Source organism: Rhodoferax sp. RT5P35 (assembly GCF_056521385.1).
The window spans coordinates 53290-79440 of the sequence record NZ_JBWMAX010000012.1; the positions used below are offsets into that span (position 1 = coordinate 53290).

The following is a 26151-nucleotide window of genomic DNA, read 5'->3' on the forward strand; positions in this document are numbered from 1 at the left end:
CTATGTCAATAAAAAAGCAATTAGGTAGTAGTACGGCATGGATGAGTCTTGCGGCAAGTAGCAACAGTATCGTTAGTTTTGTTATTTTTATATTTTTATCGAGAATTCTCTCTCCTAAAGATATTGGTCTCATGGCACTTGCACTTATTATTGTAGATATGGGAAGATTTGTTGTAACAGGAGGGATGACCCAGGCAATAATACAAAAAGAAAAATGGGATCAAATTTATGCATCAACATGTTTTTATATGAACTTAGCCTATGCGTTCATAGTGTCAGGGATTGTTATCTTTATTGTCGCACCACTTGCGTCTATACATTACGACCCCCATGCCGGCCCGGTAATTAAGCTTTTATCTATTGTTTTATTTGCAGAAGGTTTTAAAGCAATTTCAGAGGGTAAATTGAAACGCGTGTTTGCATATCGTTCTATCGCCTACAGAAGTATAATAAGTGGCTTTATATCAGGAGTAGTAGGAATACATCTCGCCATTAATAATTACGGGGTATATTCTCTTGTATGGCAGCAAGTAACCAACCATACACTCGTAATGCTGATTACGATAGTATCTGCAAAATGGATTCCTTCATTAAAATTCTCAATACCGCAAGCAAAAATAATATCAAAATTTGCAACCCCATTAATGTTAGCACAAGTCATTGGAAGTTTCAGTTTTAATATTTTTGAGATACTAATAGGAATTATCATTGGTCCGCTTGCACTAGGGTTCTATAGAGTTGGGGGTAGAGCCTTATTTATTCTACAAGATATAATATTAAAACCATTTGAGTATACCGCTTTGTCTGCGCTATCTAGAATATCTGGAATAGAAGCTCAAGCCCAAGCTTCAATGCGGATGATTCGAATTAGTACATATATTATATTTCCTATATTTTTTGGAGCTGCTGCAATAAGTTCTCAATTCATTGTTCTTGCATTTGGGGAAAAATGGTCGGCAAGCGGTAGTATTATGACAATATTGGCACTTGGCGTAGCGCCAACGGTAATTTCATACAACATTGAAGCCGCTTTAACCGCATGTGGGAAATCCCAACTTGTAATGAAAATTTCTATTATTGGGTTGATCGTTAATTGTATTGTGGCATTCATTAGCATTTCATTCGGCTTAACCGCTGCCGCATGTGGATTTTTATTAAAAAACTATATATTAGCTATATTTAATTTGTTTTTCTTTAAAAATACATTTGGGAAAACATATGTTCAATTATTTAAAATAATAATTCCAAATCTAGCGGCTTCTATTTTAATGTTTATTATTGTAATAATTTTTCAAAACCAAACGGAAATTTTTTTCTCGGGATTTTTTGAAATAATAGTAGCATGCACTATTGGTATACTTTCCCATATAGCGTTATCAATTTTTATTTTCAAAGATGAAACAAGGAATTTTATAAATGAAAGTTCCGACTTTATTCCTGCGAAATTTGGTTTATTATTAAAAACGCTTAAAAAAATAATTGCATGATTAAATCATACTTGATAAATTTGGACAGAAATAAAGATCGTCTTGATTTTTTTATTTCAAATTTTAAAAAAATAGGTCTCGAATTTTCTAGAATTTCGGGAATCGATGGAAGTAAATTTTCTAAAGAGGAGTTCGATAATTTTTCCAAATTGCGTCCTAGAAGAAAAATTCCGTGGTTACCTGGTCAAATGGGTTGTTTTCTCAGCCACTATCATGCTTGGGAAAAAATTGCTTCGAGTAACGAGCGATTTTGTGCAGTTTTTGAAGATGATATTCACATATCAAATGATTTAAAAAATATCTTAGATAGCGATCAATGGATCCCTGATAATTTTGATATTATTCGGCTAGAAACATCTACAAATAAAGTTTTATTAACAAAAGAGCCCGTTCTTAAGTATGGTGGTCGTAACATATATGGTGTCAAATCTACTAGTTGGTGTGCTGGAGGATACATACTAAGTCGAAATGCTGCGCAGAAACTAATAAGCCTGCCAACAGAAGTTCATGATTCATCTGATGCTCTTTTATACAATTTCGAAAATTCAGCAATAGCGAAAAAATTAAATATATTTCAATTTAATCCTGCGCCATGCACGCAAGACAAATATTTATTAAGCGGATCGATTAAATTTAAAAGTAATATTGAGTCGCCTCCTTCCAAAATATTAAAAATAAAAGAAAAAATTAAAATGACATCTCCATCAAAAGTTATTACCGGAATAATAAAGATTATTAAGGGTTATAAAAGAATAGATTTTATGTAATTTTATATATTTAAAATAATTAATGCCTAATTCTACTGAAGACCAACTGTTATCCTTGGCCAATTACCCGATACGCTCTACTACATCTGCCAAACTAAGTATTTTCTTACAGAATCGATTGAGCTTTTCTAGGAAATCAGTCCTTTTGTTCGTTAACACCAATTTTGTATTAAAGTGTCGAGCATTACGGGATTGGCTAAGCAGTGAAGATGTTATATTGGTGAATGATGGTATTGGTTTAAATATTGCGTGCAAACTAGTTCACGGAAAATACTACCAGGACAATCTAAATGGGACGGATTTCCTACCTTATTTATTAAAAAATCTGCCTACTCCACATAAGATTTTTCTATTTGGTGGGAAACCTGGTATTGCCGAGAGAGCAGCTGCAATTATCGAACAAGATTCGGCACAAGAAGTAGTAGGCTGCCTGAATGGATATTCAAGCTTATCGCCAACCCAGCAGTGCGACTTGATTAATCAGTCTGGGGCGGATATTATTTTGGTGGCTATGGGTAATCCACTCCAAGAAGCCTGGATACACGCTAATATTAATTCATTAAATGCCAAGTTGTTCGTGGGAGTAGGTGCTTTATTTGATTTTCTCGGTGGTGGCGTACGACGTGCCCCAAGCTGGGTCCAGCGCATTCGATGTGAGTGGTTATTCAGATTATGCCAAGAGCCTACGCGACTATTGCGCCGCTACACAGTGGATATAGTACATTTTCTCTTTGTATGTTTATGTAAAAAATAGCTCTTTAAATTATAATAAAATTACCTTTACAGGTGTAAAAATGAATAATCCATTAGTAAGCATTCTGATAAACAATTACAATTATGGTAGATTTCTTGACGATGCAATTCAAAGCTCGTTATCGCAAACCTATAAAAATATAGAAATAATTGTGGTTGATGATGGCTCTACAGATAATTCCAGAGATGTTCTCGAAAAATACAGTGACCAACTTACTATTATTTTTAAGAAAAATGGTGGGCAGGCTTCCGCATTTAATGTGGGTGTATCACACAGTAAAGGACAAATAATTTCATTTTTGGATGCGGACGATACATTTAGTTTCCAAAAAATAGCTCGTATCGTTGAGGAATTCAATAGACATTCTGACGTTGATTGGTGTTTTGATAAAATAGTGCATTGCGATGAAAAAATGCATCCATTGAATAATAATATTCGATCAAATAGTTTCTTTTATTCAGATTATCGACGTGAAATACTTGCCGGGTCACTTGGAAAACATCTTGTTATGGAGATACCAGCAACATCTGGATTAAGCTTTAAGGCAACTCTAATCTCAAAGATATTTCCGATGCCAGAATCCGAAAGTTGCTCCATGTGTGAAAATTACATGAAATATATTGCCGTAGGTTTAGGCAAAGGAACCTTCCTGGATACATCATTGACGCTACAGCGAATCCATGGCAATAATCTTTTTACACGTACGGATCGTGATGCATCAATGACAGTACGCATAAGTATATTGACAGGTTATTGGTTAAACAAGAATTTTCCTCAACTAGCAAAATTCTCTGACACACAAATAGCGCTAGGTTTGTCAGAAATAAAAAATTCAACAAAAATTGATTCAAAATACATCCAACTTGTGAAAGAACACTTTCAGACACGGGGTTATATTTCAATGTTAAGAATTAGAGTTCGTTCAATATATTATATTCTTCAAAAGAAATTTCGACCAAAACCACCGGTTTCTTTAGGGTAGCCCCGTCACATTAGACAACCAAAAATTAAGTCAATTATTTTTTATAATGTACCACATTTTTTCCTGAGTTACCCTCCTCGTATTTAAGAAACCACTCTTTATTCAATAATTTCAAATAAAATATTTTATATTTGAATAGTGCGGAATTATCAATTTATTAATATGTATTTCTCGGGAATTAACTTATGAAAATTACGGTTATAGGCACCGGCTACGTAGGATTGGTATCCGGCGCCTGCTTGGCCGAAGTGGGTAACGATGTGCTGTGCCTGGATGTCAATCAGGCGAAGATCAAAGTTTTGGAAGACGGTGGCATTCCTATTTTTGAACCTGGTTTGCAAGAGATGGTGCGCCGCAATGTGTTGGCTGGCCGGTTGCACTTCAGCACGGATCTGGAAAGGGCGGCGCATTTCGGCACCATCCAGTTCATTGCGGTGGGTACACCCCCTGGTGAGGATGGCTCAGCCGACATGCAATATGTAACGGCTGCCGCGCGCAATATCGGTAGGCACATGACCGACTACAAGGTCATTGTTGACAAGAGCACTGTACCGGTGGGCACGGCCGATGCAGTAAAGGCAGCTGTAGCCGACGAACTGGCCTTGCGCGGTGTAAACACACCTTACAGCGTTGTGTCAAACCCCGAGTTTCTCAAAGAAGGTGCGGCTATTGAAGACTTCATGAAGCCCGACCGCATTATCGTGGGTTGCGATGACGAGCAAGCGGCGCTGAACATGCGGGCTCTGTATGCGCCGTTCCAGCGCAACCACGACCGACTTATTTTGATGGATGTGCGCAGCGCAGAACTCACCAAATATGCCGCCAATGCCATGCTGGCAACCCGCATCAGCTTTATGAATGAATTGGCCAACTTAGCAGAAAAACTGGGTGCCGATATCGAACAGGTGCGTAAAGGTATTGGCAGCGATCCCCGTATTGGCTATGACTTTTTGTACGCGGGTGCGGGCTATGGTGGCTCTTGCTTTCCTAAGGATGTGAAAGCGCTGATCAAGACAGCAGCTACCGATGCAGGTATCGACATGAGGGTTTTGAACGCTGTAGAGCGGGCCAATGATGCGCAAAAGCATGTTTTAGGCAATAAGGTCAAGCTGCGGTTTGGGGCCGACCTTACAGGCAAACATTTTGCACTTTGGGGCTTGGCATTTAAAGCCAATACGGACGATATGCGCGAGGCCACCAGCCGCGAGGTGATCCAAGATTTGCTGGCAGCCGGTGCCTCCATCACCGCCTATGACCCGGTAGCCATGGCCGAAGCCCAGGATTGTTTTCCAAATGAGCCGCTCCTGCGCTTTGCGGATAGCCAGACGGCCGCACTGGAAGATGCAGACGCGCTGTTGATCGTGACCGAATGGAAAGAATTTCGCAGCCCTGACTTCGGCACCATCAAGTCCAAGCTCAAGCACCCCTTGATTTTTGACGGCCGCAACATGTACGACCCCAAGCTGGTGCGCGCCATGGGGTTTGAATACCAGGCAATTGGACGCTAGTACAACAATTAGTTACTCAATATGGGGGAAAACCGCCTTGCATTTCTCTATGTTGCGGTAACTTCGACAGCAGCCTTGGGGCATGATGTTCAAGCTTTGTTCACTTATATTAAATAACTCGCAAGGAATAGCAATGGCAAAGGGAATGATTCTGGCAGCAGGCCAAGGGACGCGGGTACGCCCCTTGACCAAGAACATGCCAAAACCAATGGTGCCTATTTTGGGCAAGCCGGTGATGGAGTATTTGATCGAGCACTTGGCCAACTATGGCATCAAGGAGATCATGGTCAATGTGGCGTTTAACCACTACAAAATTGAGCAGTATTTCGGCGACGGCCACCGCTGGGGCGTGCAAATTGGCTACGCCTACGAAGGCGTGCGTGAACACGGAGACGTGATTCCCAAGCCGTTTGGCTCCGCTGGGGGTATGCGGCGCATCCAGGATTTCAGCGGCTTTTTTGACGAACCTACTTTAGTGCTGTGCGGCGACGCATTGATTGACCTGGACATTGGCGCTGCGCTGCACGAGCACAAGTCCAAGGGTGCAATTGCCAGCGTGGTCACATTGGATGTACCCCGTTCCGAAGTCTCCAACTACGGCATTGTGGTGGCCAATGCCGAAGGTCAAATCCAGTCCTTCCAGGAAAAACCCAATCCCGAAGAGGCCCAATCCACACTGGCCAGTACCGGCATTTACATTTTTAACCCAGAGGTGATTGACATGATCCCCGCTGGCAAGGTGTATGACATTGGCTCGGAACTGTTTCCGCAACTGGTGGCAGAAAAACTGCCGTTTTATGCGCAAAAACGCTTCTTTAACTGGATCGACATTGGCCGGGTGAGCGACTACTGGGCGGTATTGCAGCGTGTCCTGCGCGGTGAGGTTGCACAGATGAATATTCCGGGCCGTGAGGTGAAGCCCGGCATCTGGGTGGGGCTCAATACTTCTATTGCTTGGGACCAGTGCAATATCCAAGGGCCGGTGTACATCGGCTCCAGCGTCAGAATTGAGCCCGGGTCCACCATCATCGGGCCGTGCTGGATTGGCCATGGCAGCCACATACGTTCAGGTGCCAAAGTCACCCGTAGTATTCTGTTTGAATACACCCGCATCGCGGCCGACATGCATTTCAACGAAATGATTGTGTCGCCCAACTACTGCGTAGACCGCGCAGGCGAAACCTTATACCGAGGCGATGAAACGGCCCAGCTGCGCTGGGGCGATGCCAGGGCATAGGTTTTAGGTACAACCCCCAGGCTTGCCCACTTTGTGTGGCAGCGCCAACCCCCTTGCAGGGGTCGATACCAGTGGCCTGGCGGAGCCAGATCCACGGTATCTTTGGTCGCAATGTCGTTGTTCGGGGTTCATGCTTTTTAGGCTGTAAGTGCATATGAGACCTACGCAAGCAGCTACTTAATTTGTAGCATGTGTGTGCAACGGCCAGACGTAAAAAAGCCACCTCGCGGTGGCTTTTTTGTGGGTGCTGGAACGATTAGTTCAGCGCGGTCTTCTTGCCGTCTTTGTAAACGGACAGGGTGATCGATGGGTTCTTCAGTTCGCCATTAGGTTCGAAGCTGATGGTGGTGGTCACGCCCTTGTAATTGGTCTTGATAATTTCAGGGGTGTAGACCTTGGGGTCGGTGGAGTTGGCGCGCTTCATAGCGTCCACCAGAACCATCGTCGCATCGTAGGTGTAGGGGCTGTAAATCTGGAACTGTCCAGGGAACTTGGCATCGTACTTCTTCTTCCATTCCACGCCGCCTGGCATCTTGACCAGGGAAGCGCCGCCTTCAGCACACACCACATTTTCCAGCGTTTTGGCGCCAGCAGCCAGCTTGGCCACTTCGTTGGTGCACAGGCCGTCACCACCAAAGTACTTGACGTTGGTCATGCCCAGTTGTTCCATCTGGCGCAGCATCGGGCCCGCTTGGGGGTCCATACCGCCGAAGAAGATGGCATCAGGTGCCTTGGACTTGATGGAAGTCAAGATGGCCATGAAGTCGGTGGCTTTGTCGGTGGTGAACTGCTCGTCCACAACCGTCATGCCCTTGGCCATGGCAGTCTTCTTGAACACTTCAGCAACACCTTGGCCGTAGGCGGTACGGTCGTCAATGATGGCGACCTTTTTGAGCTTCATGGCATCGGTTGCGTAGAAGGCCAGCCCTGCGCCCAGCGAGTTGTCGTTAGCGATGATGCGGTAGGTGGTTTTGTAGCCAGGCTTGGTCAGGTTGGGGTTGGTAGCCGCACCGGTGATGTGGGGGATACCGCAGTCGTTGTAAACCTTGGATGCAGGGATGGTGGTGCCCGAATTCAAGTGGCCGACCACGCCATTGACCTTGGCATCGCACAGCTTTTGTGCAACTGCCGCGCCTTGCTTTGGATCGCCAGCGTCGTCTTCGGCTACCAGCTCAAACTTGATCTTCTTGCCACCAATCACCACGTTTTGGGTGTTCAAATCTTCAACGGCCATGCGGGCACCGTTTTCGTTGTCTTTACCGTAATGGGCCTGTGCACCAGACATAGGGGCTACGTGGCCGATTTTTACGACCTGCACGTCTTGGGCAGAAGCCATGCCTGCCACAGCAGTGATGGCAGCAGCTACAGTCAATTTCAACTTCATTTGCATAAAAACTCCAATGTACAAAATAGCTTGATAGCGATAACGCTGTGAATGGAAAAATCCACCGCCGAACCATACCGCAATTTTTGGGCCTGAAACATAGGGAACACGCGGACAACGCTTTTTGTACCCATTTAGGGCATACAAAATTGGTTTTTTAGCGCTAAAAAACACTACCCGGCGCTGCGTGTCGCCAGTTCGTCGGCCACCGCATCGGACACCGATTGGCGCACTACAAACTCAATTTCCTCACGCAAGCGTGGAACCAAAGACTGGGTTTGCTGCAGCACCATAGCCGCTACCGCCTCCCGCAAACGCCGCTCCAGCGACAGGTCGATGCGCTGCATCACACGGTGGATGATCTGGTCTTCCAGAGCCTCGGTCGCGATGAAACCGGCGGGTGTCGCGGGAGCGACAGGCACCGAATTGGGCTGCACCACTTCGGTGAGTGTGGGCACAAAACGCGGGGGTTGGCGGGGGGGATCAAATGTCATGCGGGCTCTTTCAGCTCTAAATCCTTGCGTTGGACCGCATAGCCGCGGCCCGCGTAATGCTTCCAGCGCTGGCGTGCCAGGACGCGGTCATCTTCCTGCAAGGTGACCACCTCAATCAGCCGCTCGAAGCGCTCGAACCCGGCTGGCACCGCATCGCCCAATTGCAGCAACACCTGCTGGTGCGGGGCCTCCAACGCCGACTCCAGCAGCAGCACGGGCGACGCCGCCAGCACGTTGGCATCGGAGGTGGTCAGAGTGTGGGCCACAAAGTCGGTGGCGCTGAAGCTCCACAGGGCTGCGTCCAGGGCCTGCAACAGCTCGGAACTTGCGACCACCACCACCCGCCCGCCCTGGCGGCTGGCCTTGCGCAGCAAACGGCAGGCGTAGGCGATTTTGTCGGGCGCGTTGAAGTGGAACTCTACGTGGGTCATGTGCAGGCAGCTCGGCTTATTTGGCTGCTGTCTTGCGAGGCGTTTTAGGGCGCAATGCGGGCAGCGTTTTGGCCGTGGCAGCCACTTTGCGCGCGGCAACCGCAGGAACCGCTGTTTTGCGTTTTGCTACTGATTTAGTAGCTACTGGTGCAGACGGAACATGCGCTGGAGGCTTATTTAACACGTAATCTAGCAGCAGACCCACAGGCCGCCCGGTAGCGCCCTTGGCCGCCCCACTCTTCCAGGCGGTACCGGCAATGTCCAGATGCGCCCAGGGCATTTTGGCGGTGAACTTCTGCAGAAACTTGGCGGCGGTAATGGCCCCGCCCGCGCGCCCGGCCACGTTGGCCATGTCGGCAAAGTTGGACTTCAGACCTTCGCCGTACTCGTCGTCCAGCGGCAGGCGCCAGCACGGGTCCAGCGACGATTCGCCCGCGGCTTGCAGAGCGGCAGCCAGGCTGTCGTCGGCAGAAAACATGCCGCTGCGCACGCCGCCCAGGGCCACCACGCAGGCACCGGTGAGGGTGGCGATGTCGATCACGGCACGGGGCTTGAAGCGGGCGGCGTAGGTCAGCGCGTCGCACAGCACCAGGCGGCCTTCGGCATCGGTGTTGAGGTTTTCGATGGTCTGGCCGCTCATGCTGGTAACCACGTCGCCGGGCTTGACCGCGCCGCCGTCAGGCATGTTTTCGCAGGCCGGGATCAGGCCAACCACATTGACGGCGGGCTTCAGGTCGGCCAGCGCGCGGAACACGCCCAGCACGCTGGCGGCTCCGCACATGTCGAACTTCATCTCGTCCATTTCGGCCGCAGGCTTGATGGAGATGCCGCCGGTGTCAAAGGTGATGCCCTTGCCGACCAGCACCGTGGGGGCGTTGGCCTTGGCCGCGCCGTTGTAGTGCAGCACGATGAAACGCAGCGGCTCTTTGGAGCCCTGCGCCACCGACATGAACGAACCCATGCCGAGTGCGGCAACTTCTTTGGGGCCCAGCACTTCGCACTGGATTTTGGGGAAGCGCGCCAGCGCCTTGGCGGCGGTGCCCAGCAGGGTGGGCGTAGCGTGGTTGCCGGGGCGGTTGGCCCATTCTTTGGCCAGCTCGACACCGGCTACCGTGGCCGTGCCCAAGGCCAGCTCGGCTTGGGCCGCAGCGGCATCGGGGGCGCACAGCCAGACGTTGGCCAGCACGCGGCCTTCGGGCTTTGATTTGGTGGTGGTGTAGACGTAGGTGGCCTCGGCAACGCACTGCACCACCGCACGGACGCACTTTTGGGCAGCGGCACCGGCAAAACTGATGAGTATTTTGTGCACAGCCGTACCTTTGGCAGCGGCTACAGCCGTACCGACCGCCTGGCGCACGTGGCGCACAGAACCGTCGCCCACACCCACCAGCAGCACCCGCTTGGCGGTGGCCGCGGCCGGGCGGTACATTTGCAGCAACTTACCCGGTTTGGTGTCCAAATCCCCGGCACTGCGGGCCTGAGCGATCAACTGAGACAATGCGTCCTTGCCCGGTGCAAAGGCTTCGGACACCAGCACAATCAGGGCATCGCATTTCTCGGCGGCGCAAGCGGCCAAGTCCAGGGATTTCAGTTCAAAGTTCATAATTTAGTCGTGTTGTCGTGTCGGTTGGGCCAGGTGTGGCCAGTCACTCGGTAGCTTGCAATCCGTCAACGATGTTATTCCATTCTTCTATTCGCAAAGAGCTGGCGCGCGGTTTCGGCGCTACGCTGGTCGCCCTGATCACCATCGTGATGACCATGATGCTGATCCGCACCCTGGGCCAGGCCGCCAAGGGCGCAGTCAACCCGTCCGAGGTGATGATGGTGCTGGGCTATACGGTGCTGGGGTACTTGCCCACCATCCTGACGCTGAGCCTTTTTGTGGCCATCGTCAGTACCCTCTCACGCATGTACAGCGACAGCGAAATGGTGATCTGGTTCGCCAGCGGCCAGGGTTTGGTGGGGCTGCTGCGACCGCTGTTTCGCTTCGCCTGGCCGATCTTGCTGGCGGTGGCAGCCTTTGCATTGGTGGTATGGCCCTGGTCCAACCAGCAAATCCAGGACATGAAAGACCGTTATGAACAGCGTGGCGACCTGGAGCGCATCGCGCCGGGGCAGTTCCAGGAGTCGGCCAACGGCAACCGGGTGTTTTTTATCGACAAAGACTCACCCGACAAACGCAGCGGCAACAACATCTTTATCTCGTCCATCGAGCATGGCAAGGAAACCGTGACCTCGGCACGCAGCGCCTCGATCGACCTGGTCAACGAACAGTCGTTTCTGATCCTGCGCAACGGCCAGCGGCTGGAGTCCAACCTCGGCGAGCCCGACCTCAAGGTCAGTGAGTTCAAGGAGTACGGAACCCGCATCGGTGGCAATGCCATGGGCGCGCTGGATGCCCCGCCCTCCCGCGTGCGCTCCAGCTTGGAGCTGGTGCGCGAACCCACTGCCCTCAATCTGGGCGAGTTGGCCTGGCGGCTCAGCCTGGCGCTGGCGGCACTGAACTTTGTGGTGATTGCGCTGGCCTTGTCGGGCGGCAACCCGCGCTCTGGCCGGGGCGGCAACGTGCTATTTGCGCTGTTTGCCTTTGTGGCTTACTACAACCTGCTGAACCTGGGCCAAAACTGGATTGCCAACGGTGCAGTGCCTTTTGCCAGCTTCATGCTGGGCCTGCATGGTGGCGTGTTTGTGCTGGCCCTGGCGTGGCTGCTGGCGCGGCACCACCATCTGTCCTGGCGCAACCTGTTACCGCGCCGCCGCACCGGAGCCGCAGCATGAGGACCATCCGCCAGCTTTTGTACAAAGAAATCCTGGTCGCCGTGGGTTTTGTGACCCTGGGTTTTCTGGCGCTGTTTTTCTTTTTTGACTTTGTGGACGAGCTGCGCTGGGTGGGCAGAGGCGGTAGTAACGGCGTTGGCGGCTACCAGGTGACCCATGCACTGCTGGTGGTGGCGCTGATGGTGCCCAGCCATTTGTACGAGCTGCTGCCCATTACCGTACTGATCGGCACCATCTTTGTGATGGCCCGGCTGGCGCAAAGCTCCGAATACACCATTCTGCGCACCAGCGGCCTAGGCCCCTGGCGGGCCTTGCACACCCTGCTGCTGCTGGGCCTGGCGTTTGTGGTGCTGACCTTTGCCATTGGCGACTACCTGGCCCCGGTGTCGGACCGTGCCGCGCAACTCATCAAAGCCCGCTACCAAGGCGGTATCACCGTCGGCCAGACCGGTGCTTGGCTCAAGGAAAAGCAAAATGACCATTCATTTGCGGCCAATGTCAGCACTCTGGGTGCCAAGGGCCGGATGCAGGGCGTGCGGATTTTCGAATTTGACCGCAGCGGCCTGCTGGTGTCGCTGATGCACGCAGAATCTGCCGAATTTGCCAGCGGCGGTGCCTGGACGCTAACCAACGTGGAGCGCAGCAGCTTCCACACCCAGGACACGCAGGCCACCGACACCGCCAGCGTCGAGCGTACCAGCCTCCCCACCTACCGCTGGCCCACCGAGATCAGCACCGAGATGGTGTCCACCGCACTGCTCAAGCCCGACCGCATGGCCACGCTGGACCTGTTCCAGTACATCCGGCATTTGAATGACAACGGCCAGTCGGCCCAGCGCTACGAGATCGAGTTCTGGCGCAAGGTGTTCTACCCCCTGAGTTGCCTGGTGATGGTGGTGCTGGCGCTGCCGTTTGCCTACCTGCACTTCCGCGCCGGGGGCATCACCACGTATGTGTTTGGCGGCGTGATGGCAGGCATCAGCTTTTTCTTGCTGAATAACGTATTTGGCTACATCGGCAACCTGCAAAACTGGCAGCCCTGGCTGACCGCTGCTGCACCGGGTTTGATTTATTCCATCCTCTCGCTAGCCGCATTTGGCTGGCTTGTTTTAAGGCGCTGAAATGCAACGTGCAGTGATTTTGTTTGCCCACGGCTCCCGTGACCCCCTCTGGCACCTGCCCATGCAGGCAGTAGCCGCCCAGGTAGCCGCCGACGACCCGCAGGTGCAGGTGGCGTGTGCCTTTTTGGAGTTGACCACGCCTGACTTGCCGACCGTAGCCGCGCAGCTAGTCGCCCAGGGTGCGCAGCAATTGACTGTGGTGCCCATGTTTCTGGGCGTAGGCCGGCACGTGCGTGAAGACCTGCCGGTACTGATGGACGGCTTGCGCCAGCAGCATCCGGGCGTCAACATCGTTTTGCAAGCGGCGGTAGGGGAAAATCCGCAACTGGTTGCGCTGCTGGCCAAGATCGCTTTAGAGCCCCCTGTATAGATGATTGAGGCATAATGAATTTCAAAGCTAGCTGAAATTCGATATGAACCTACACCAATTCCGCTTCGTCCAGGAAGCCGCCCGGCGCGGCCTGAACCTGACCGAGGCCGCTAAAGCCCTGCACACCTCCCAACCCGGTGTCTCCAAAGCCATCATTGAGCTGGAAGAAGAGCTGGGCGTGGAGATTTTTGCCCGCCACGGCAAGCGCCTTAAACGCATTACCGAACCGGGCCAGCACGTGCTCAGCAGCATCGAAGTCATCATGCGCGAGGTGGGTAACCTGAAGCGTATCGGCGAACAGTTCAGCGCGCAAGACAGCGGCACCCTGTCGATTGCCACCACCCACACCCAGGCGCGCTACGTGCTGCCGGTGCCGGTGGCCAAGCTGCGCGAGGCCTACCCCAAGGTCAACGTGAGCCTGCACCAGGGCGCGCCCGACCAGGTGGCCCGCATGCTGATCGACGAAGTGGCCGAAATCGGCATCGCCACTGAATCGCTGGCCAACTACACCGAACTGGTCACCCTGCCCTGCTACGAATGGCAGCATGTGATCGTCTTCCCGGCGAATCATCCCTTAGCCAAAAAAGAGCGCCTCACGCTGGAGGATATTGCGCAGGAGCCCATCATTACCTACCACCCTTCGTTCACCGGCCGGACCAAGATCGACCAGGCCTTTGCCGCCCGCAAGCTAGTGCCCCGCATCGCCCTGGAAGCCATCGACTCGGACGTGATCAAGACCTATGTGCGACTCGGCCTGGGCATCGGCATCGTGGCCGAAATGGCGGTGCGAGACGACGTGAATTCCGACCTGATCTCCCGCCCCGCCGGGATCTTGTTCGGCATCAACATCGCCCGCGTGGCCTTCAAGCGCAGCGCCTATTTGCGCAACTTTGTCTTCAAGTTTGCCGAGTTGCTGAGCGACCGGCTGGACCGGAATTTGGTAGCGCAGGCGATGTCTGGACACGTTAACGATTACGAATTGTGAAACTTTGCGGGACAGATCGCATGCTGCGCAGCAGACCAGCTCTGTCCTCAACGGATTAAATATGCGTACACCCCACATAGAAACCAAACTCCCCGCGGTCGGCACCACCATCTTCACCGTGATGTCGGCGCTGGCCGCCGAGCACAACGCGGTGAACCTGGGCCAAGGCTTTCCCGATTTCAACTGCGACCCGGCGCTGGTCCAGGCAGTCACCGAGGCCATGCAGCAGGGCCTGAACCAGTACCCGCCCATGCCCGGAATCCTGGCGCTGCGCGAGGCAGTTGCTGCAAAAATAGAAGCACTCCACGCCCGCAAATACAGCGCAGCCACCGAAATCACTATCACGGCCGGAGCCACCCAGGGCATCATCACCGCCATCCTGGCCGTGGTGCGCCCGAGTGACGAAGTCATCGTGTTGGAGCCTTGCTACGACAGCTACGTGCCCAACATCGAACTGGCCGGTGGCACGGCGGTGCGGGTGCCGCTGACACCCCACACGTTCCGTCCCGACTTCGACAAAATCGCCGCGGCCATCACGCCCCGCACCCGCGCCATCCTTATCAACTCGCCGCACAACCCCAGCGCCACCATCTGGTCGCAGGCGGACATGCTGGCACTGCAAGACCTGCTGGAACCCACCGAAGTACTGCTGATCAGCGACGAGGTGTACGAGCACATGGTGTTCGATGGCCGCCAGCACGAGAGCGCTGCCCGCTACCCCGGCTTGGCCGCGCGCGCTTTTATCGTCAGCAGCTTTGGCAAAACCTTCCACGTGACCGGCTGGAAGGTCGGCACCGTGGTGGCCCCCGCGCCGCTGATGGCCGAGTTCCGCAAGGTGCACCAGTTCAACGTGTTTACAGTCAACACGCCCGTGCAGCACGGGCTGGCGAAGTACCTGGCCAACCCCACGCCCTACCTGGAGCTGCCCGCGTTCTATCAGCGCAAACGCGACCTGTTCCGCGCCGGTCTGGAGCACACCAAGTTCAAGCTGCTGCCCAGCGAAGGCAGCTACTTCCAGTGCGTGGATATATCCGAGGTGACCGACCTGGGCGAGGCCGACTTCTGCCAGTGGCTGACAAAGGAAATCGGCGTGGCCGCCATTCCTCTGTCGGCCTTTTACGGCGATGGCTTCGACCAGCGTGTGGTGCGGTTTTGCTTTGCCAAGAAGGATGAGACCCTGCAGGCGGCGCTGGCGCGGCTGGCGCGGCTGTAAAAGAAAATGCTCCTGTTTTTGACATCAAAAACAGGAGCATACAGCGCAGGTTAGATATGCGCTAGAGCCCGATTAGAGCCCAAAAAAATGGCTCCAAAATCCCCAAATCAAGCCAAATAGTCGTGTACGACTTCGCCCATGCCGAGCGTCAGGTCGGCCACGTAGTGGATGGCCGAGATCACTTCCAGCACCGGTAGCCGGGCCACGTCCACCGTCACGTGCTGGAACAGCTCCAGCGCGGCGGGGCCGGTCCAGGCGCCTTTGACCTGGATGTCTTCCAGGTAGTAGCGCACCAGCTCCAGAATACGCGGGCCGCCGTCGACGTGCGGAATGATCTTCAGCATGTAGTTGGGGGCCAGCATGGCCTTGAGCACGGCATCTTTGTCGGCCTCTTTGTGCTTGTAGCCCATGGTGCCCACGGCGCAGCGCAGGCCGCGGCAGTCCAGCGTGCCCACCAGCACCTCACCCTCGTGGCTGATCTTGGGGCTAGCCAGCTTTTTGGGGAAACCCCAGAGCTCGCGGCCCCCGGCGATGGGCGCGTCGTCGTCCAGGTACATGGAATGCACGTAGCCGCCGTGGTCGCCATTCAGGCTGACCGGAATCACCTGGCCCGACTCGGTGTAGTCGCCAAAGCCGGTGGAGTCCGGCATACGGATGAACTCGTACTTGACGATGTTGTCGGTGACCACCAGCGGCTCGGGCACCACCGCCGCCAGCGCAGCCGGGTCGGTACGGTAGGTGATGACGATGTATTCGCGGTTGTAAAACCGGTACGGAGGCCGTGGAAAAGAAGGATTCGTCAACGGCATGGCGAATGCCTTGGCGCGCACATCTTCGATTTTCATGCTGCTGGCTCCTGCTTATTGGGCCGTCCAGCCACCGTCGTTAGCCCAGGCCACGCCGCGCACGTTGTCGGCTGCGGGCGAGCAGAAGAACACGGCCAGGCCGCCCAATTGCTCGGGGGTGGTGAACTGCAGCGAGGGTTCTTTTTCTTGCAGCAGCTCTTTGGTGGCCTGGGCCACGGGGATGCCTTCCTTGGCCGAGCGGTCATCAATCTGCTTTTGCACCAGCGGTGTCAGCACCCAACCGGGGCAGATGGCATTGACGGTGATGCCGGTGGTAGCGGTTTCCAGGGCCACCACCTTGGTCATACCCACAATGCCGTGCTTGGCGGCCACGTAAGCCACTTTTTGGGCCGAGCCGACCAGACCGTGGGCGGACGCAATGCTGATCACGCGGCCCCAGTTTTTGGCGCGCATACCCGGAATCACCAGGCGCGTGGCGTGGAAGGCCGCGCTCAGGTTGATGGCGATGATGGAATCCCACTTTTCGATGGGAAACTCTTCGATGGGGGCCACGTACTGGATACCGGCGTTGTTGACCAGAATGTCCACGCCGCCAAATTCGGCGTTGGCGTAGTCGATCATGGTGGCGATCTCGGCGGGCTTACTCATGTCCGCGCCGCTGTAGCCCACTTTGACACCCAGCGCCTCGACCTCGGCCTTGGGGCCGGCATGGTCGCCAAAGCCGTTCAGGATGATGTTGGCACCCTGTTTGGCCAGTTCCAGCGCAATGCCCAGACCGATACCGCTGGTGGAGCCGGTGACGAGTGCAGTTTTTCCGTTCAGCATGAGAGTAATCCTATGGTTGAGAAAGTTGAAACTGGGGAAACTATAGCGCTATGCGCCATGCCAGGCTGCATACAAAGGACTCTTTGCATTACTTCGCGTACGCCACAAATCACAGCGCGCGGATCGGCTTTTTGCGCCACACCCACCGGTAGTACGCAGTTTGCATCGCCAGCATGGCCAGAAACGCCACCGGGTAGGCCGCCCAAATGCCGTTCAGGCCGTAGATGCCGCTCAGCACCCAGGCCACCGGAATCTCCACCCCGGCAATCGCCAGCATGGTCAGCAGCGTGGGCACCAGCACCGTGCCGCTGGCGCGCATCAGGCCCGACAGCACCATCGACATGCCCATCACCACACTGCTCCACAGCATGATGTGCAGCAGGGTCTGCGCCATGTCCACCACCTGCGCATCGGTAATGAACAGCCCCAGAATGCTGCGCGAAAACACATAGCCCAGCAGCACCAGCGCGCCAGTCAGCAGCAGGTTCAGCCAGATGCCGGTGCGGGCAATCTGCCCCAGCGTGTGGCCGCGCCCCGCGCCAATCGCCTGGGCCCCCAGAATGGACGCAGTGATGGCGATCGAGATGGCGGGGAACTGCACGTACGAGACGATCTGGTTCACCGCGCCATAGGCCGCCGTGGCCTGCGAACCAAAGCGGTTCACCAGAAACAGCACCGCGATTTCGGCGATCGAGATGGTAATCATCGACAACCCAGTGGGCAGGCCAATGCGCAGCACCTTGGCCAGAATGGCCCGGTCGATGCGCAGATGCGGCCAGAAGCTGGCGTTGGGTGCCAGCACATGCTGCGTGCGGCGCAGCGACCAGGCCGTCCAGGCCATGGCCACCACAAAGCCGATGCCCGCGGCATAGGCACCGCTGGCCACGCCCATCTGCGGCAGGCCGCCCCAGCCGCGGATCAGCGCGGGCGTGACCAGCAGGCCAATGGCGGTTGAGATCAGCAGCGTCTTCAAAGGCGTGGTGGTGTCGCCCACGCCACGCAACATGGAGGTGACCAACAGGAAGGTAAACACGGCAGGAGCCGCCACCAGCATCACCCGCGCATAAGCCACCGCCCCGGGCAAGATGTCGGCCGGGGTGCCCAGTGCGCGCAGCAGGCCGGGGGTGAAGCCGCCGCCAAACACCGCCACCACCAGCCCGGCGCAGAGGCCCACCATCAGCGTGGTACCCGCCACCGCCTTGACGCGCTCCAGGTCCTTGGCCCCCCAGGACTGGCCGATCAGCACCGCCGCCCCGGCCCCCAGGCCGATCATGAAAGCAATCAGGAAAAACAGCACCGGAAAGAAGGCCGACACCGAGGCCATGGCCCCCACACCCAGCATCTGGCCCAGGTAGATGTTGTTGACCGTGCCCGACAGCGCCTGCAGGAAATTGCTGGCAATCATCGGCACCAGAAATGCCAGGTACACCTTCCACAGCGGCTTGGGCGCGGAGGTGGCGGCGGCAGAAAGCACGCGGCTCATGCCTGCCACGCCTCGGCCAGGATGTTGTGCAGATGGGCTTGCACGTCCACCGGCCAGTCGGCGATCCGTACAATGAACCCGGCCAGGTCATGGGCAAACAGTGCCCGGCTTGCCTCTTCAAAGCCATGCAGGTGGCCCGCCATGGTGGACATGAATTTGTACGCCACCTCGGTAGTGCGCCGCAACTGGTCCTTGGCCTGCAACTGGCGCTGCGCCAGCTCCACCAGTTTGCGCAATGCCACCGATGCGCCACCCGGCTGCGTGGCCAGCCATTCCCAGTGGCGTGGCAGCAAAGTGACCTCGCGGGCCACCACGCCCAGCTTGGGGCGGCCGGGACCGCGGGGTGCCTCCGTCTCGGGTGCAGGTACGTCCACGGCATCGGGCGGGGCCAGGGCATCCAGCGCCTGCGCCTGCCGGTCCAGCCGGGCCGTAAACACCTCCAGCGGGCCGCGCCAGTCCAGCTCGATGGTCTCGCTGCTGGCATCCGCGAAGAGCAGCAGAGGCTGCGGTGCCGGGCTGTCTGCGGCCAAGTCGGCCGCCACTTTGGCACGCGGTGCCACGTCGCGCAGCGTGCCTGTGGCAATGCAGCGATCGCCTTCAAAGGCGGTACAGGGAGTGTCCAACCAAGCCATAATTTTATCCGGGTTAAAAATAATAGGCGAATTTTACCCGGATATAAAATAACGTAGTTTAAATCCGGGTAAAAATAAAATACCCGGCAAAATCCCTTGGAGAAATTTATAAAAAATAAGCCGCTTGCGCATATTTCCTCTACGCCAGTAGCTATCAAAATAGAAGCGCCCTAGCCCAGCTGCGCCCAGGCTTTGTCCAGCCGTTTCACGCTGATGGGCTGCGGGGTTTTCAGCTCTTGGGCGAAAAAGCTCACGCGCAGCTCTTCCAGCAGCCAGCGGAATTCCTGCATGCGCGCATCGGCCACGCCCTTGCGCTCGGCCACCAGCCGCCAGTAGCGTTGCTCTTGCGGGCGCAGCTCCAGCATGCGGGCGGCATCGCGGGCCGGGTCGGCGCGGTACTTGTCCAGCCGGGCGGTGATGGCCTTGAGGTAGCGGGCGGTGTGCTGCAGCGCGGGCCAGGGGGTTGCGGCCAGAAAGCGCCTCGGCGTCAGGCGGGCGAGCTGCTGAGCGGCATCGGCCGTGGCCTCGGGGGCGTTCTTGGTGTCCTTGATCTTGCGGGCAGCGGTGCCGTACTCGGTGAGCACCGTCAGCGCCAGGCGGGCCACTTCGTTGGCGATCAGGGTCAGGCGGCCCCGGCCTTCGTCGATGCGGCGCTTGAAGGCGAACTCATCGGTGGGCAGGGGGTCGAGCAGAAAGGCCCGGTCCAGCGCCACGTCGATGATTTGCGCGCGCAGCTCCTCGATGGTGCCGCCGCCCGAGCCGTCGGCGTTCTTGCCCACCTGCATGTAAACCACAGCCATTTTTTGCAAGTCGGGGATGTTTTTTTCCAGGTACTTCAGCGCGTCCTTGATTTGCAGCGAAAACAGGCGGCGCAGGCCTGCGCGGTGCTTGGCGGCTGCCACTTCGGGCTCGTCAAAGACTTCGATGGTGACGGCATCCCCCGCGTCGATCAGGCCGGGGTAGCCGATCAGCGTCTGGCCACCTTTCTGGATTTCCAGCAGCTCAGGCAGCTCGCCAAACGTCCAGGCGGTGTAGCGCTGGTGGGCGGGTGTGGCGGGTTTTGCTTCTTTTTTAATAGCTGTTTGCGCAGGTACCGCATGGGCTAGAGGCTGATTTTCTTTCAAAACGGGCGCAGCTGCATTTTGGGCCATCTTCAACCCCGCCAGCGCCTGGAAGGCCCCACGCGCCTGCGCGCCCAGCTCGGCCTTCAGCGCGCCCAGGTTGCGGCCGGTGCCGAGCTGGCGTCCATGCTCGTCCACCACGCGAAAGTGCATGAACATGTGCGGGCTCAGCATGTCGGCCTTGATGTCGGCGCGGGCGATGTCCAGCGAGGTGGCGGCGCGCACCAGCTTCAGCACCGCATCCACCAGCGGGCCGTGGCCGAATATCTCGGGCGTGTTCAACGTCTCGGCCATGGTGCGGGCGGTTTCGGGCAGCGGCACCAGGCGCGAGCGCGGGCGCTGGTGCAGGGTTTTGATGAGGGCCTGCACCTTGTCTTTGAGCATGCCGGGCACCAGCCACTCGCAGCGCTCGTCATTCACCTGGTTCAGCACAAACAGCGGCACGGTGACGGTCAGGCCGTCTTTGGCATCGCCCGGCTCGTGCAGATAGGTGGCCGCGCAGTCCACACCGCCCAGGCGGATGGTCTTGGGGAACGATTGCGTGGTGATGCCTGCGGCCTCGTGGCGCATCAGCTCCTCGCGGGTCAGCAGCAGGAGTTTGGGGTTGTGCTGCAGCGCCTCCTTGTACCAGCGCTCGAAACTGGCACCCCCGTACACATCGGCGGGCAACTGCTGGTCGTAGAAGGCGTAGATCAGCTCATCGTCTACCAGCACGTCCTGGCGGCGGGCCTTGTGCTCCAGGTCTTCCACCTGCTTGATGAGCTTGAGGTTGGCCTCCAGGAACGAAAACTTGCAGTCCCACTGGCCCTGCACCAGGGCCTCGCGGATGAAGATCTCGCGTGCGCCCACCGGGTCCACCCGGCCAAAGTTGGCGCGGCGGCCGCTGTAGATGACGATGCCATACAGCGTGGCCCGCTCCAGCGCGGTGACCTCGCTAGCCTTCTTTTCCCAGTGCGGGTCGAGCAACTGCTTTTTGAGCAAATGGCCCGCCACCTGCTCCACCCACTGCGGCTCGATGCCTGCAATGCCGCGGCCAAACAGGCGCGTGGTTTCCACCAGCTCGGCCACCACGATCCAGCGGCCCGGCTTTTTGCGCAGGTGCGCGCCGGGGTGGCGGTGGAACTTGATGCCGCGCGCGCCCAGGTACTCGGTCTGCGCGACCTCGTCGCCCTCGGTCTTCCAACCGATGTTGCCCAGCAGACCGGACAACATGGACAAGTGGATTTGCTCGTAGCTGGCCGGGGCGGCGTTCAAGCGCCACTTGTGCTCGGCCACCACGGTGTGCAGTTGGCTGTAGATGTCGCGCCACTCGCGCACGCGGCGGATGTTGACGAAGTTCTGCCGCAGCAGTTGCTCGTACTGGCGGTTGCTGAGCTTGTGTGAAGGGGGATTAATAGGGGTCAGAACCCCATTATTTAATGGGGTTCTGACCCCTATTCTTTCACCCCGCGCATCGTTGATCCACTTCCACAGGTTCAGGTAGCCGCTGAACTCGCTGCGGTCGTCGTCGAACTTGGCGTGCGCCTGGTCGGCCTGGGCCTGCATGTCCATGGGGCGGTCACGCACGTCCTGCACACTCAGGGCGCTGGCAATCACCAACACCTCGTCCAGCGCCTGCCGGTCGCGGGCTTCCAGAATCATGCGGCCCACGCGGGGGTCCAGCGGCAGCTTGGCCAGCTCTTTGCCCATGCCGGTGAGCTCATTCACATCGTCCACCGCGCCCAGCTCGTTGAGCAGCTGGTAGCCGTCGGCAATGGCTCGGCTGGAGGGGCGCTCCAGAAACGGAAAGTCGTCCACCACGCCCAGGTGCAACGACTTCATGCGCAGAATCACACCCGCCAGCGAGCTGCGCAAAATTTCGGGGTCGGTAAAGCGCGGGCGACCGTTGAAGTCCACCTCGTCATACAGCCGGATGCAGATGCCGTTGGCCACCCGCCCGCAGCGCCCGGCGCGCTGGTTGGCAGAGCTTTGGCTGACAGGCTCCACCAGCAGTTGCTCCACCTTGCTTCTAAAACTGTAGCGCTTGATGCGCGCTGTACCTGCGTCGATCACGTACCGGGTGCCGGGCACGGTGAGCGAGGTCTCGGCCACGTTGGTGGCCAGCACGATGCGGCGGTCCCCGTGGTTGTCAAAAATGCGGTCCTGCTCGGCCGGGCTCAGGCGGGCAAACAGCGGCAGCACCTCGGCGCTGCGGTACAGCGGCTGGTGGCTTACGTGCTTGCGCAAGTGGTCGGCGGCCTCGCGGATTTCACGCTCGCCGGGCAAAAAGATCAGGATGTCGCCCGCGTTATGCGGGTCACGCCAGAGCTCGTCAACGCCATCAGCAATCGCGTCGTTCAGCCCGTATTCACGGCTTTCCTCGAAGGGCCGGTACCGCTGTTCCACCGGGAACATCCGCCCCGACACCATGATGACCGGCGCGGGGCCCTGGCGCGATTCGAAGTGCTTGGAGAAGCGGTCTGCATCGATGGTGGCGGAGGTGACGATCACCTTCAAATCCGGCCTGCGCGGCAAAATCTGCCGCAGGTAGCCCAGCAAAAAGTCGATGTTCAGGCTGCGTTCGTGCGCCTCGTCGATGATCAGTGTGTCGTAGGCCTGCAGCAAAGGGTCGGTCTGCGTCTCGGCCAGCAAAATGCCGTCGGTCATCAGCTTCACCGAGGCATCGCGCCCCAGCCGGTCCTGGAAGCGCACCTTGAAACCCACCACATCGCCCAGCGGGGTTTTAAGCTCTTCCGCAATCCGCTTGGCCACCGAACTGGCGGCAATCCGCCGCGGCTGGGTGTGGCCGATGAGATGGCCGCGCGCGCCGGGATGGTTCAGCTTGCCACGTCCCATGGCCAAGGCAATTTTGGGTAACTGGGTGGTTTTGCCGGAGCCGGTTTCGCCACACACAATGACAACCTGGTGCTGGGCAATGGCCTCCGTGATCTCGTCGCGCTTGGCGGATACGGGCAGGGATTCGGGGAACTCGATTTTCAACATAGGGGGGGATTATCCGGGTGCGCTGGTGTCGCCAGGGTTGCGGTGCACATCACCAGCGCCGCACTGAATATGACACCGTCACAAAAATGACATGTTTGCCCTCTAGCATGCTGCACTCGCACCTTATATGTATACAAAATATAACGAGGTGATTTAAAAAACACCGAAAGCCTGCTGCATGCGTATCGAAACGCGACTCACCCTCTCCCTGGCGTTTTGCCTCTGCCTTGGCTTGGCGATATCGGCCTATATTTCTTTCCAGCTGGAGTCACGCCAAGCCAAAGAAGAGGTTCAGCAAAAAGCAGACATGTTGCTCGAAACCGGCCTGGCCGTGCGGGCCTATACCTCGGACGAGATCGCCCCTGTCTTGCAACTGCTACAAGGCAGCGCGGGCTTCAACGTCCAGCAGGTGCCCTCGTTTTCTGCACAGAACGCGATTGGCAGGCTGGGCAAAAAATACCCCGACTACCAATACCGCGAGCCTTCGCTCAACCCCACCAACGTCAAAGACCGCGCCAATGACTGGGAAGTAGGTCTGGTGCGGCAATTCCAGTCCAAAGACACGCTGAAAGAGCTGAGTGGAGAAATCGGCGAAGGCCCGGACAAACGCTTTTACGTGGCGCGCCCCATCCGCTTGAACAACCCCGCCTGCCTGCAATGCCACAGCACGCCAGCGGCAGCCCCCGCAGCCATGGTGGCCAAGTACGGCAGTGTCAATGGCTTCGGCTGGAAACTGGGCGATGTGGTGGCGCTACAGGTGGTGGAGGTGCCCAGCCAACCGGCAGAAAAGAAGGCCTTCCGAAGCGTGTTGACCACCGTGGGCTCTTTGGCCTGCGTGTTTGTGCTGTCTGCCGCCGTCTTCCTGCTGCTGCTACGCCGCCATGTCACCCACCCGCTGGAACGCTTGACGCAGACGGCCAACGCCATCAGCGTCAGTGGGCAGGCCCAGGAAGCCTTGGCACCGGCCGAGGCAGGACAGTTCTCTGAGCTCCACGAAGCCATTGTTCGACTCAAAACCAGCATTGACTCGGCCCTGAAACGCATCGCGGCCTTTAGCAAGCCAGACGACACTGCGGGCAAATAAGCCATGTGGACATTGATCGTGATGGCGCTGGCATCCATCTTGTGGCTGGTGGTGTTTACCGCAGCCCCGGGCGTCGACGCCATGCCGGATGCATTCAGCATCCACACCCTGCACCTGGTGGCCATGGGATTGACCGCGCTGGGCTGTGCACAGCTGCTGCAACGCCTTTTGAGCTACGCATTCTTCACCACGCCATCCGGGCGCGGGTTGGCCAGCTCGGACCTGATTCGCTCGGTAATGAACGCGACGCTCTACCTCGTCACCGGCATGCTGTTCCTGCGCTTCGGGCTGGGCCTGGACGTCACCAACGTGCTGGCCACCTCCGCACTGCTGACCGTCATCATGGGCTTGGCGTTGCAGCCCACCCTGGGGCACCTCTTCTCAGGCCTATCGATTGAGCTGGAACGGCCTTTGCGCGTGGGCGACTACGTGCGCCGGGACGAGCTGGAAGGGCGCGTCGTGTCCCTCAGTTGGCGCTCTGTTTCGTTAGAGACAGACCGGGGCACCCTGCTGATCATGCCCAACGCGGAATTCACCAGCCGCTCGGTAGAAATCATCCGCGCCAGCCAGGCTGCACGCCACCAGATCGTCTTCCACATGGTCAGCGGCTGCTCGCCCAGCCTGGTGCACAAGCTGGCCATGGAGGTGCTGCGCAGCGATATCGTCGGCATCGAACCAACGCCCGCCCCCAGCGTCATCATCCTGGGCACCGATCCCGCCACGGGCACCCTGCGCTTTGCAGCACGGTTTTTTACCCGCAACTTCTTTGACCGCGCCCGCATTGGCTCGCTGTTCATAGAGCGATTGTGGTTTGCGCTGTCCCGCGAGGGGCTCACCTACCCGCAAAGGCCGGTGCTGGACTGGACCAGCGAAGACCCCTCGAACTACCTGAGCCTGAAAAACGGCGACCGCGAAGCCACCGCGCCGACCGAATACAGCCCGCCCGGCGATGCCCGTCCCTCCCCAGGGACCTACCGCCCCTCCAGCGGTGCGGCGGTGCAGACGCTGGTGCGGCAACATATGGCAGAACTACCCGCCCCGCTTCAGGAAGCCCTGCTGGCGGCCGGCCGTATGCAACGCTATGGCCCCGCAGAGCTGTGCAAAAGCGGCCTCGCGGGCCTCCTGATTCAAGGAACGCTCTTCGACGACCGCCTACCCGACGCTAACCAGCGCCAGCGCGACCTGGCAGCCTTGCGCTCGCAAGTAGCGACAGACCCCACGCCGGCCAACGCATCGGTGCGCATGCCAGCCGAGAACTTCAACCTCTTTGTGCACCGAGGCGCACTCGCCATAGGCCCTCTTGCCCACAGCCTCTGCCTGCGCATTTCCGCCTACACCGACGACCTGAGCCTGGCGCATGAAGCTTTTGCCGACGCCATCCACAACGGCGAACGCAAAAAGGCATTCATGGAACAAATGCCCCCGCAAAGCAAGATTCGCCTGGAAGCAGGCGCCTGGTTCGGCTGGTCCCGCATGCTCGGGCTGGAAGACCTGGCGCACCGCTGCAGCGCAGCGGAAGAATGCGCCGTGTTCGTCTGGACCCAAGCCGACTTACGGCCCCTGCTGGCGCAAGCCACGGCCCAAGAGCTACAGGCATTCAGCCAGTTTTTGCAAAAACGCAGCCCGGCCTGCGAAGTGCTGACCAGCACGCATCTACAGGCCTGGGCCGCCAACACCTGAAGCTGGGTAGCAGCGGCACCAAAACAT

Annotated in this window: 22 protein-coding genes; 13 read left to right on the top strand and 9 right to left on the bottom strand. The window is 56.8% G+C overall.

Translation table 11 applies throughout. From position 1 onward, the window contains the following. Window positions 1-2: 2 nt before the first annotated feature. The 6 genes from AC097L_RS18195 (at window position 3) to AC097L_RS18220 (ending at window position 6735) form a co-directional block, all read left to right on the top strand. Window positions 3-1487, top strand: coding sequence for an oligosaccharide flippase family protein (locus AC097L_RS18195; protein ID WP_479587987.1), 1485 nt, complete (start codon window positions 3-5; stop codon window positions 1485-1487). Then, complete coding sequence (locus AC097L_RS18200) at window positions 1484-2254, top strand: glycosyltransferase family 25 protein (protein WP_479587989.1); 771 nt, start codon at window positions 1484-1486, stop codon at window positions 2252-2254. The genes AC097L_RS18195 and AC097L_RS18200 overlap by 4 nt, the downstream gene beginning before the upstream one ends. 145 nt (window positions 2255-2399) lie before the next feature. Continuing rightward, window positions 2400-3008: a WecB/TagA/CpsF family glycosyltransferase gene (locus tag AC097L_RS18205; protein ID WP_479587991.1), complete on the top strand. Its 609-nt coding sequence runs from the start codon at window positions 2400-2402 to the stop codon at window positions 3006-3008. A 40-nt stretch (window positions 3009-3048) separates the two neighbouring features. Beyond that, window positions 3049-3990, top strand: a complete 942-nt coding sequence (locus AC097L_RS18210; protein WP_479587993.1) for a glycosyltransferase family 2 protein — start codon at window positions 3049-3051, stop codon at window positions 3988-3990. A 185-nt stretch (window positions 3991-4175) separates the two neighbouring features. Then, window positions 4176-5498 carry a UDP-glucose dehydrogenase family protein gene (locus AC097L_RS18215; RefSeq protein WP_479587995.1) on the top strand — a complete coding sequence of 441 codons (1323 nt, stop codon included), beginning with the start codon at window positions 4176-4178 and terminating at the stop codon, window positions 5496-5498. Between the two features lie 145 nt (window positions 5499-5643). Next, the gene (locus AC097L_RS18220) at window positions 5644-6735 is read left to right on the top strand and encodes a nucleotidyltransferase family protein (RefSeq protein ID WP_479588175.1); all 1092 of its coding nucleotides are present in this window, start codon (window positions 5644-5646) and stop codon (window positions 6733-6735) included. A 256-nt stretch (window positions 6736-6991) separates the two neighbouring features. On the opposite strand, the gene AC097L_RS18225 is transcribed toward AC097L_RS18220, so the two are convergent. The 4 genes from AC097L_RS18225 to AC097L_RS18240 all read right to left on the bottom strand — a co-directional run bounded on the left by AC097L_RS18225 (window position 6992) and on the right by AC097L_RS18240 (window position 10647). Next, entirely contained in the window at window positions 6992-8125 is a 1134-nt protein-coding gene (locus AC097L_RS18225; RefSeq protein WP_479587997.1) for a branched-chain amino acid ABC transporter substrate-binding protein, read from the bottom strand. 167 nt (window positions 8126-8292) lie between these two features. After that, window positions 8293-8613: a hypothetical protein gene (locus AC097L_RS18230; protein WP_479588000.1), complete on the bottom strand. Its 321-nt coding sequence runs from the start codon at window positions 8611-8613 to the stop codon at window positions 8293-8295. Next, window positions 8610-9044 carry a DNA polymerase III subunit chi gene (locus tag AC097L_RS18235; protein WP_479588002.1) on the bottom strand — a complete coding sequence of 145 codons (435 nt, stop codon included), beginning with the start codon at window positions 9042-9044 and terminating at the stop codon, window positions 8610-8612. The genes AC097L_RS18230 and AC097L_RS18235 overlap by 4 nt, the downstream gene beginning before the upstream one ends. A 16-nt stretch (window positions 9045-9060) precedes the next feature. Next, a complete protein-coding gene (locus tag AC097L_RS18240; protein ID WP_479588006.1) occupies window positions 9061-10647 on the bottom strand; it encodes a leucyl aminopeptidase in 1587 nt (528 codons plus the stop codon). Between the two features lie 71 nt (window positions 10648-10718). Between AC097L_RS18240 and lptF the strand changes: the two genes are divergently transcribed. From lptF to AC097L_RS18265, 5 genes are all read left to right on the top strand, one after another. Next, window positions 10719-11822, top strand: a complete 1104-nt coding sequence (gene lptF / locus AC097L_RS18245; protein WP_479588008.1) for an LPS export ABC transporter permease LptF — start codon at window positions 10719-10721, stop codon at window positions 11820-11822. Next, a complete protein-coding gene (lptG, locus tag AC097L_RS18250) occupies window positions 11819-12943 on the top strand; it encodes an LPS export ABC transporter permease LptG (RefSeq protein WP_479588011.1) in 1125 nt (374 codons plus the stop codon). Before lptF ends, lptG begins: the two co-directional genes overlap by 4 nt. Before the next feature lies 1 nt (window position 12944). Next, a complete protein-coding gene (locus AC097L_RS18255) occupies window positions 12945-13313 on the top strand; it encodes a sirohydrochlorin chelatase (RefSeq protein ID WP_479588013.1) in 369 nt (122 codons plus the stop codon). A gap of 43 nt (window positions 13314-13356) precedes the next feature. After that, the gene (locus AC097L_RS18260; RefSeq protein ID WP_479588014.1) at window positions 13357-14298 is read left to right on the top strand and encodes a CysB family HTH-type transcriptional regulator; all 942 of its coding nucleotides are present in this window, start codon (window positions 13357-13359) and stop codon (window positions 14296-14298) included. Window positions 14299-14359: 61 nt separating this feature from the next. Beyond that, window positions 14360-15511, top strand: coding sequence for a pyridoxal phosphate-dependent aminotransferase (locus AC097L_RS18265; RefSeq protein ID WP_479588016.1), 1152 nt, complete (start codon window positions 14360-14362; stop codon window positions 15509-15511). Between the two features lie 107 nt (window positions 15512-15618). Here the strand turns inward: AC097L_RS18265 and AC097L_RS18270 are convergent, their stop codons facing one another. The 5 genes from AC097L_RS18270 to hrpA form a co-directional block, all read right to left on the bottom strand. After that, on the bottom strand, window positions 15619-16356 hold the full coding sequence (locus AC097L_RS18270; RefSeq protein WP_479588018.1) for an acetoacetate decarboxylase: 738 nt from the start codon (window positions 16354-16356) through the stop codon (window positions 15619-15621). Window positions 16357-16371: 15 nt separating this feature from the next. After that, window positions 16372-17142, bottom strand: coding sequence for a 3-hydroxybutyrate dehydrogenase (locus AC097L_RS18275; RefSeq protein WP_092760906.1), 771 nt, complete (start codon window positions 17140-17142; stop codon window positions 16372-16374). Between the two features lie 109 nt (window positions 17143-17251). After that, the gene (locus AC097L_RS18280) at window positions 17252-18625 is read right to left on the bottom strand and encodes an MATE family efflux transporter (RefSeq protein WP_479588022.1); all 1374 of its coding nucleotides are present in this window, start codon (window positions 18623-18625) and stop codon (window positions 17252-17254) included. Next, window positions 18622-19257 carry a DUF2239 family protein gene (locus AC097L_RS18285; protein WP_479588024.1) on the bottom strand — a complete coding sequence of 212 codons (636 nt, stop codon included), beginning with the start codon at window positions 19255-19257 and terminating at the stop codon, window positions 18622-18624. Before AC097L_RS18285 ends, AC097L_RS18280 begins: the two co-directional genes overlap by 4 nt. A gap of 170 nt (window positions 19258-19427) precedes the next feature. Further along, complete coding sequence (gene hrpA / locus AC097L_RS18290; RefSeq protein WP_479588026.1) at window positions 19428-23360, bottom strand: ATP-dependent RNA helicase HrpA; 3933 nt, start codon at window positions 23358-23360, stop codon at window positions 19428-19430. 178 nt (window positions 23361-23538) lie between these two features. On the opposite strand from hrpA, the gene AC097L_RS18295 reads away from it, so the two are divergent. Both AC097L_RS18295 and AC097L_RS18300 read left to right on the top strand, forming a co-directional pair. Next, window positions 23539-24444 (top strand): Tll0287-like domain-containing protein, encoded by a 906-nt coding sequence (locus tag AC097L_RS18295; protein ID WP_479588028.1) that lies wholly within the window; start codon window positions 23539-23541, stop codon window positions 24442-24444. Between the two features lie 3 nt (window positions 24445-24447). Then, window positions 24448-26124: a mechanosensitive ion channel family protein gene (locus AC097L_RS18300; protein ID WP_479588030.1), complete on the top strand. Its 1677-nt coding sequence runs from the start codon at window positions 24448-24450 to the stop codon at window positions 26122-26124. The last annotated feature ends 27 nt before the right edge of the window (window positions 26125-26151 follow it).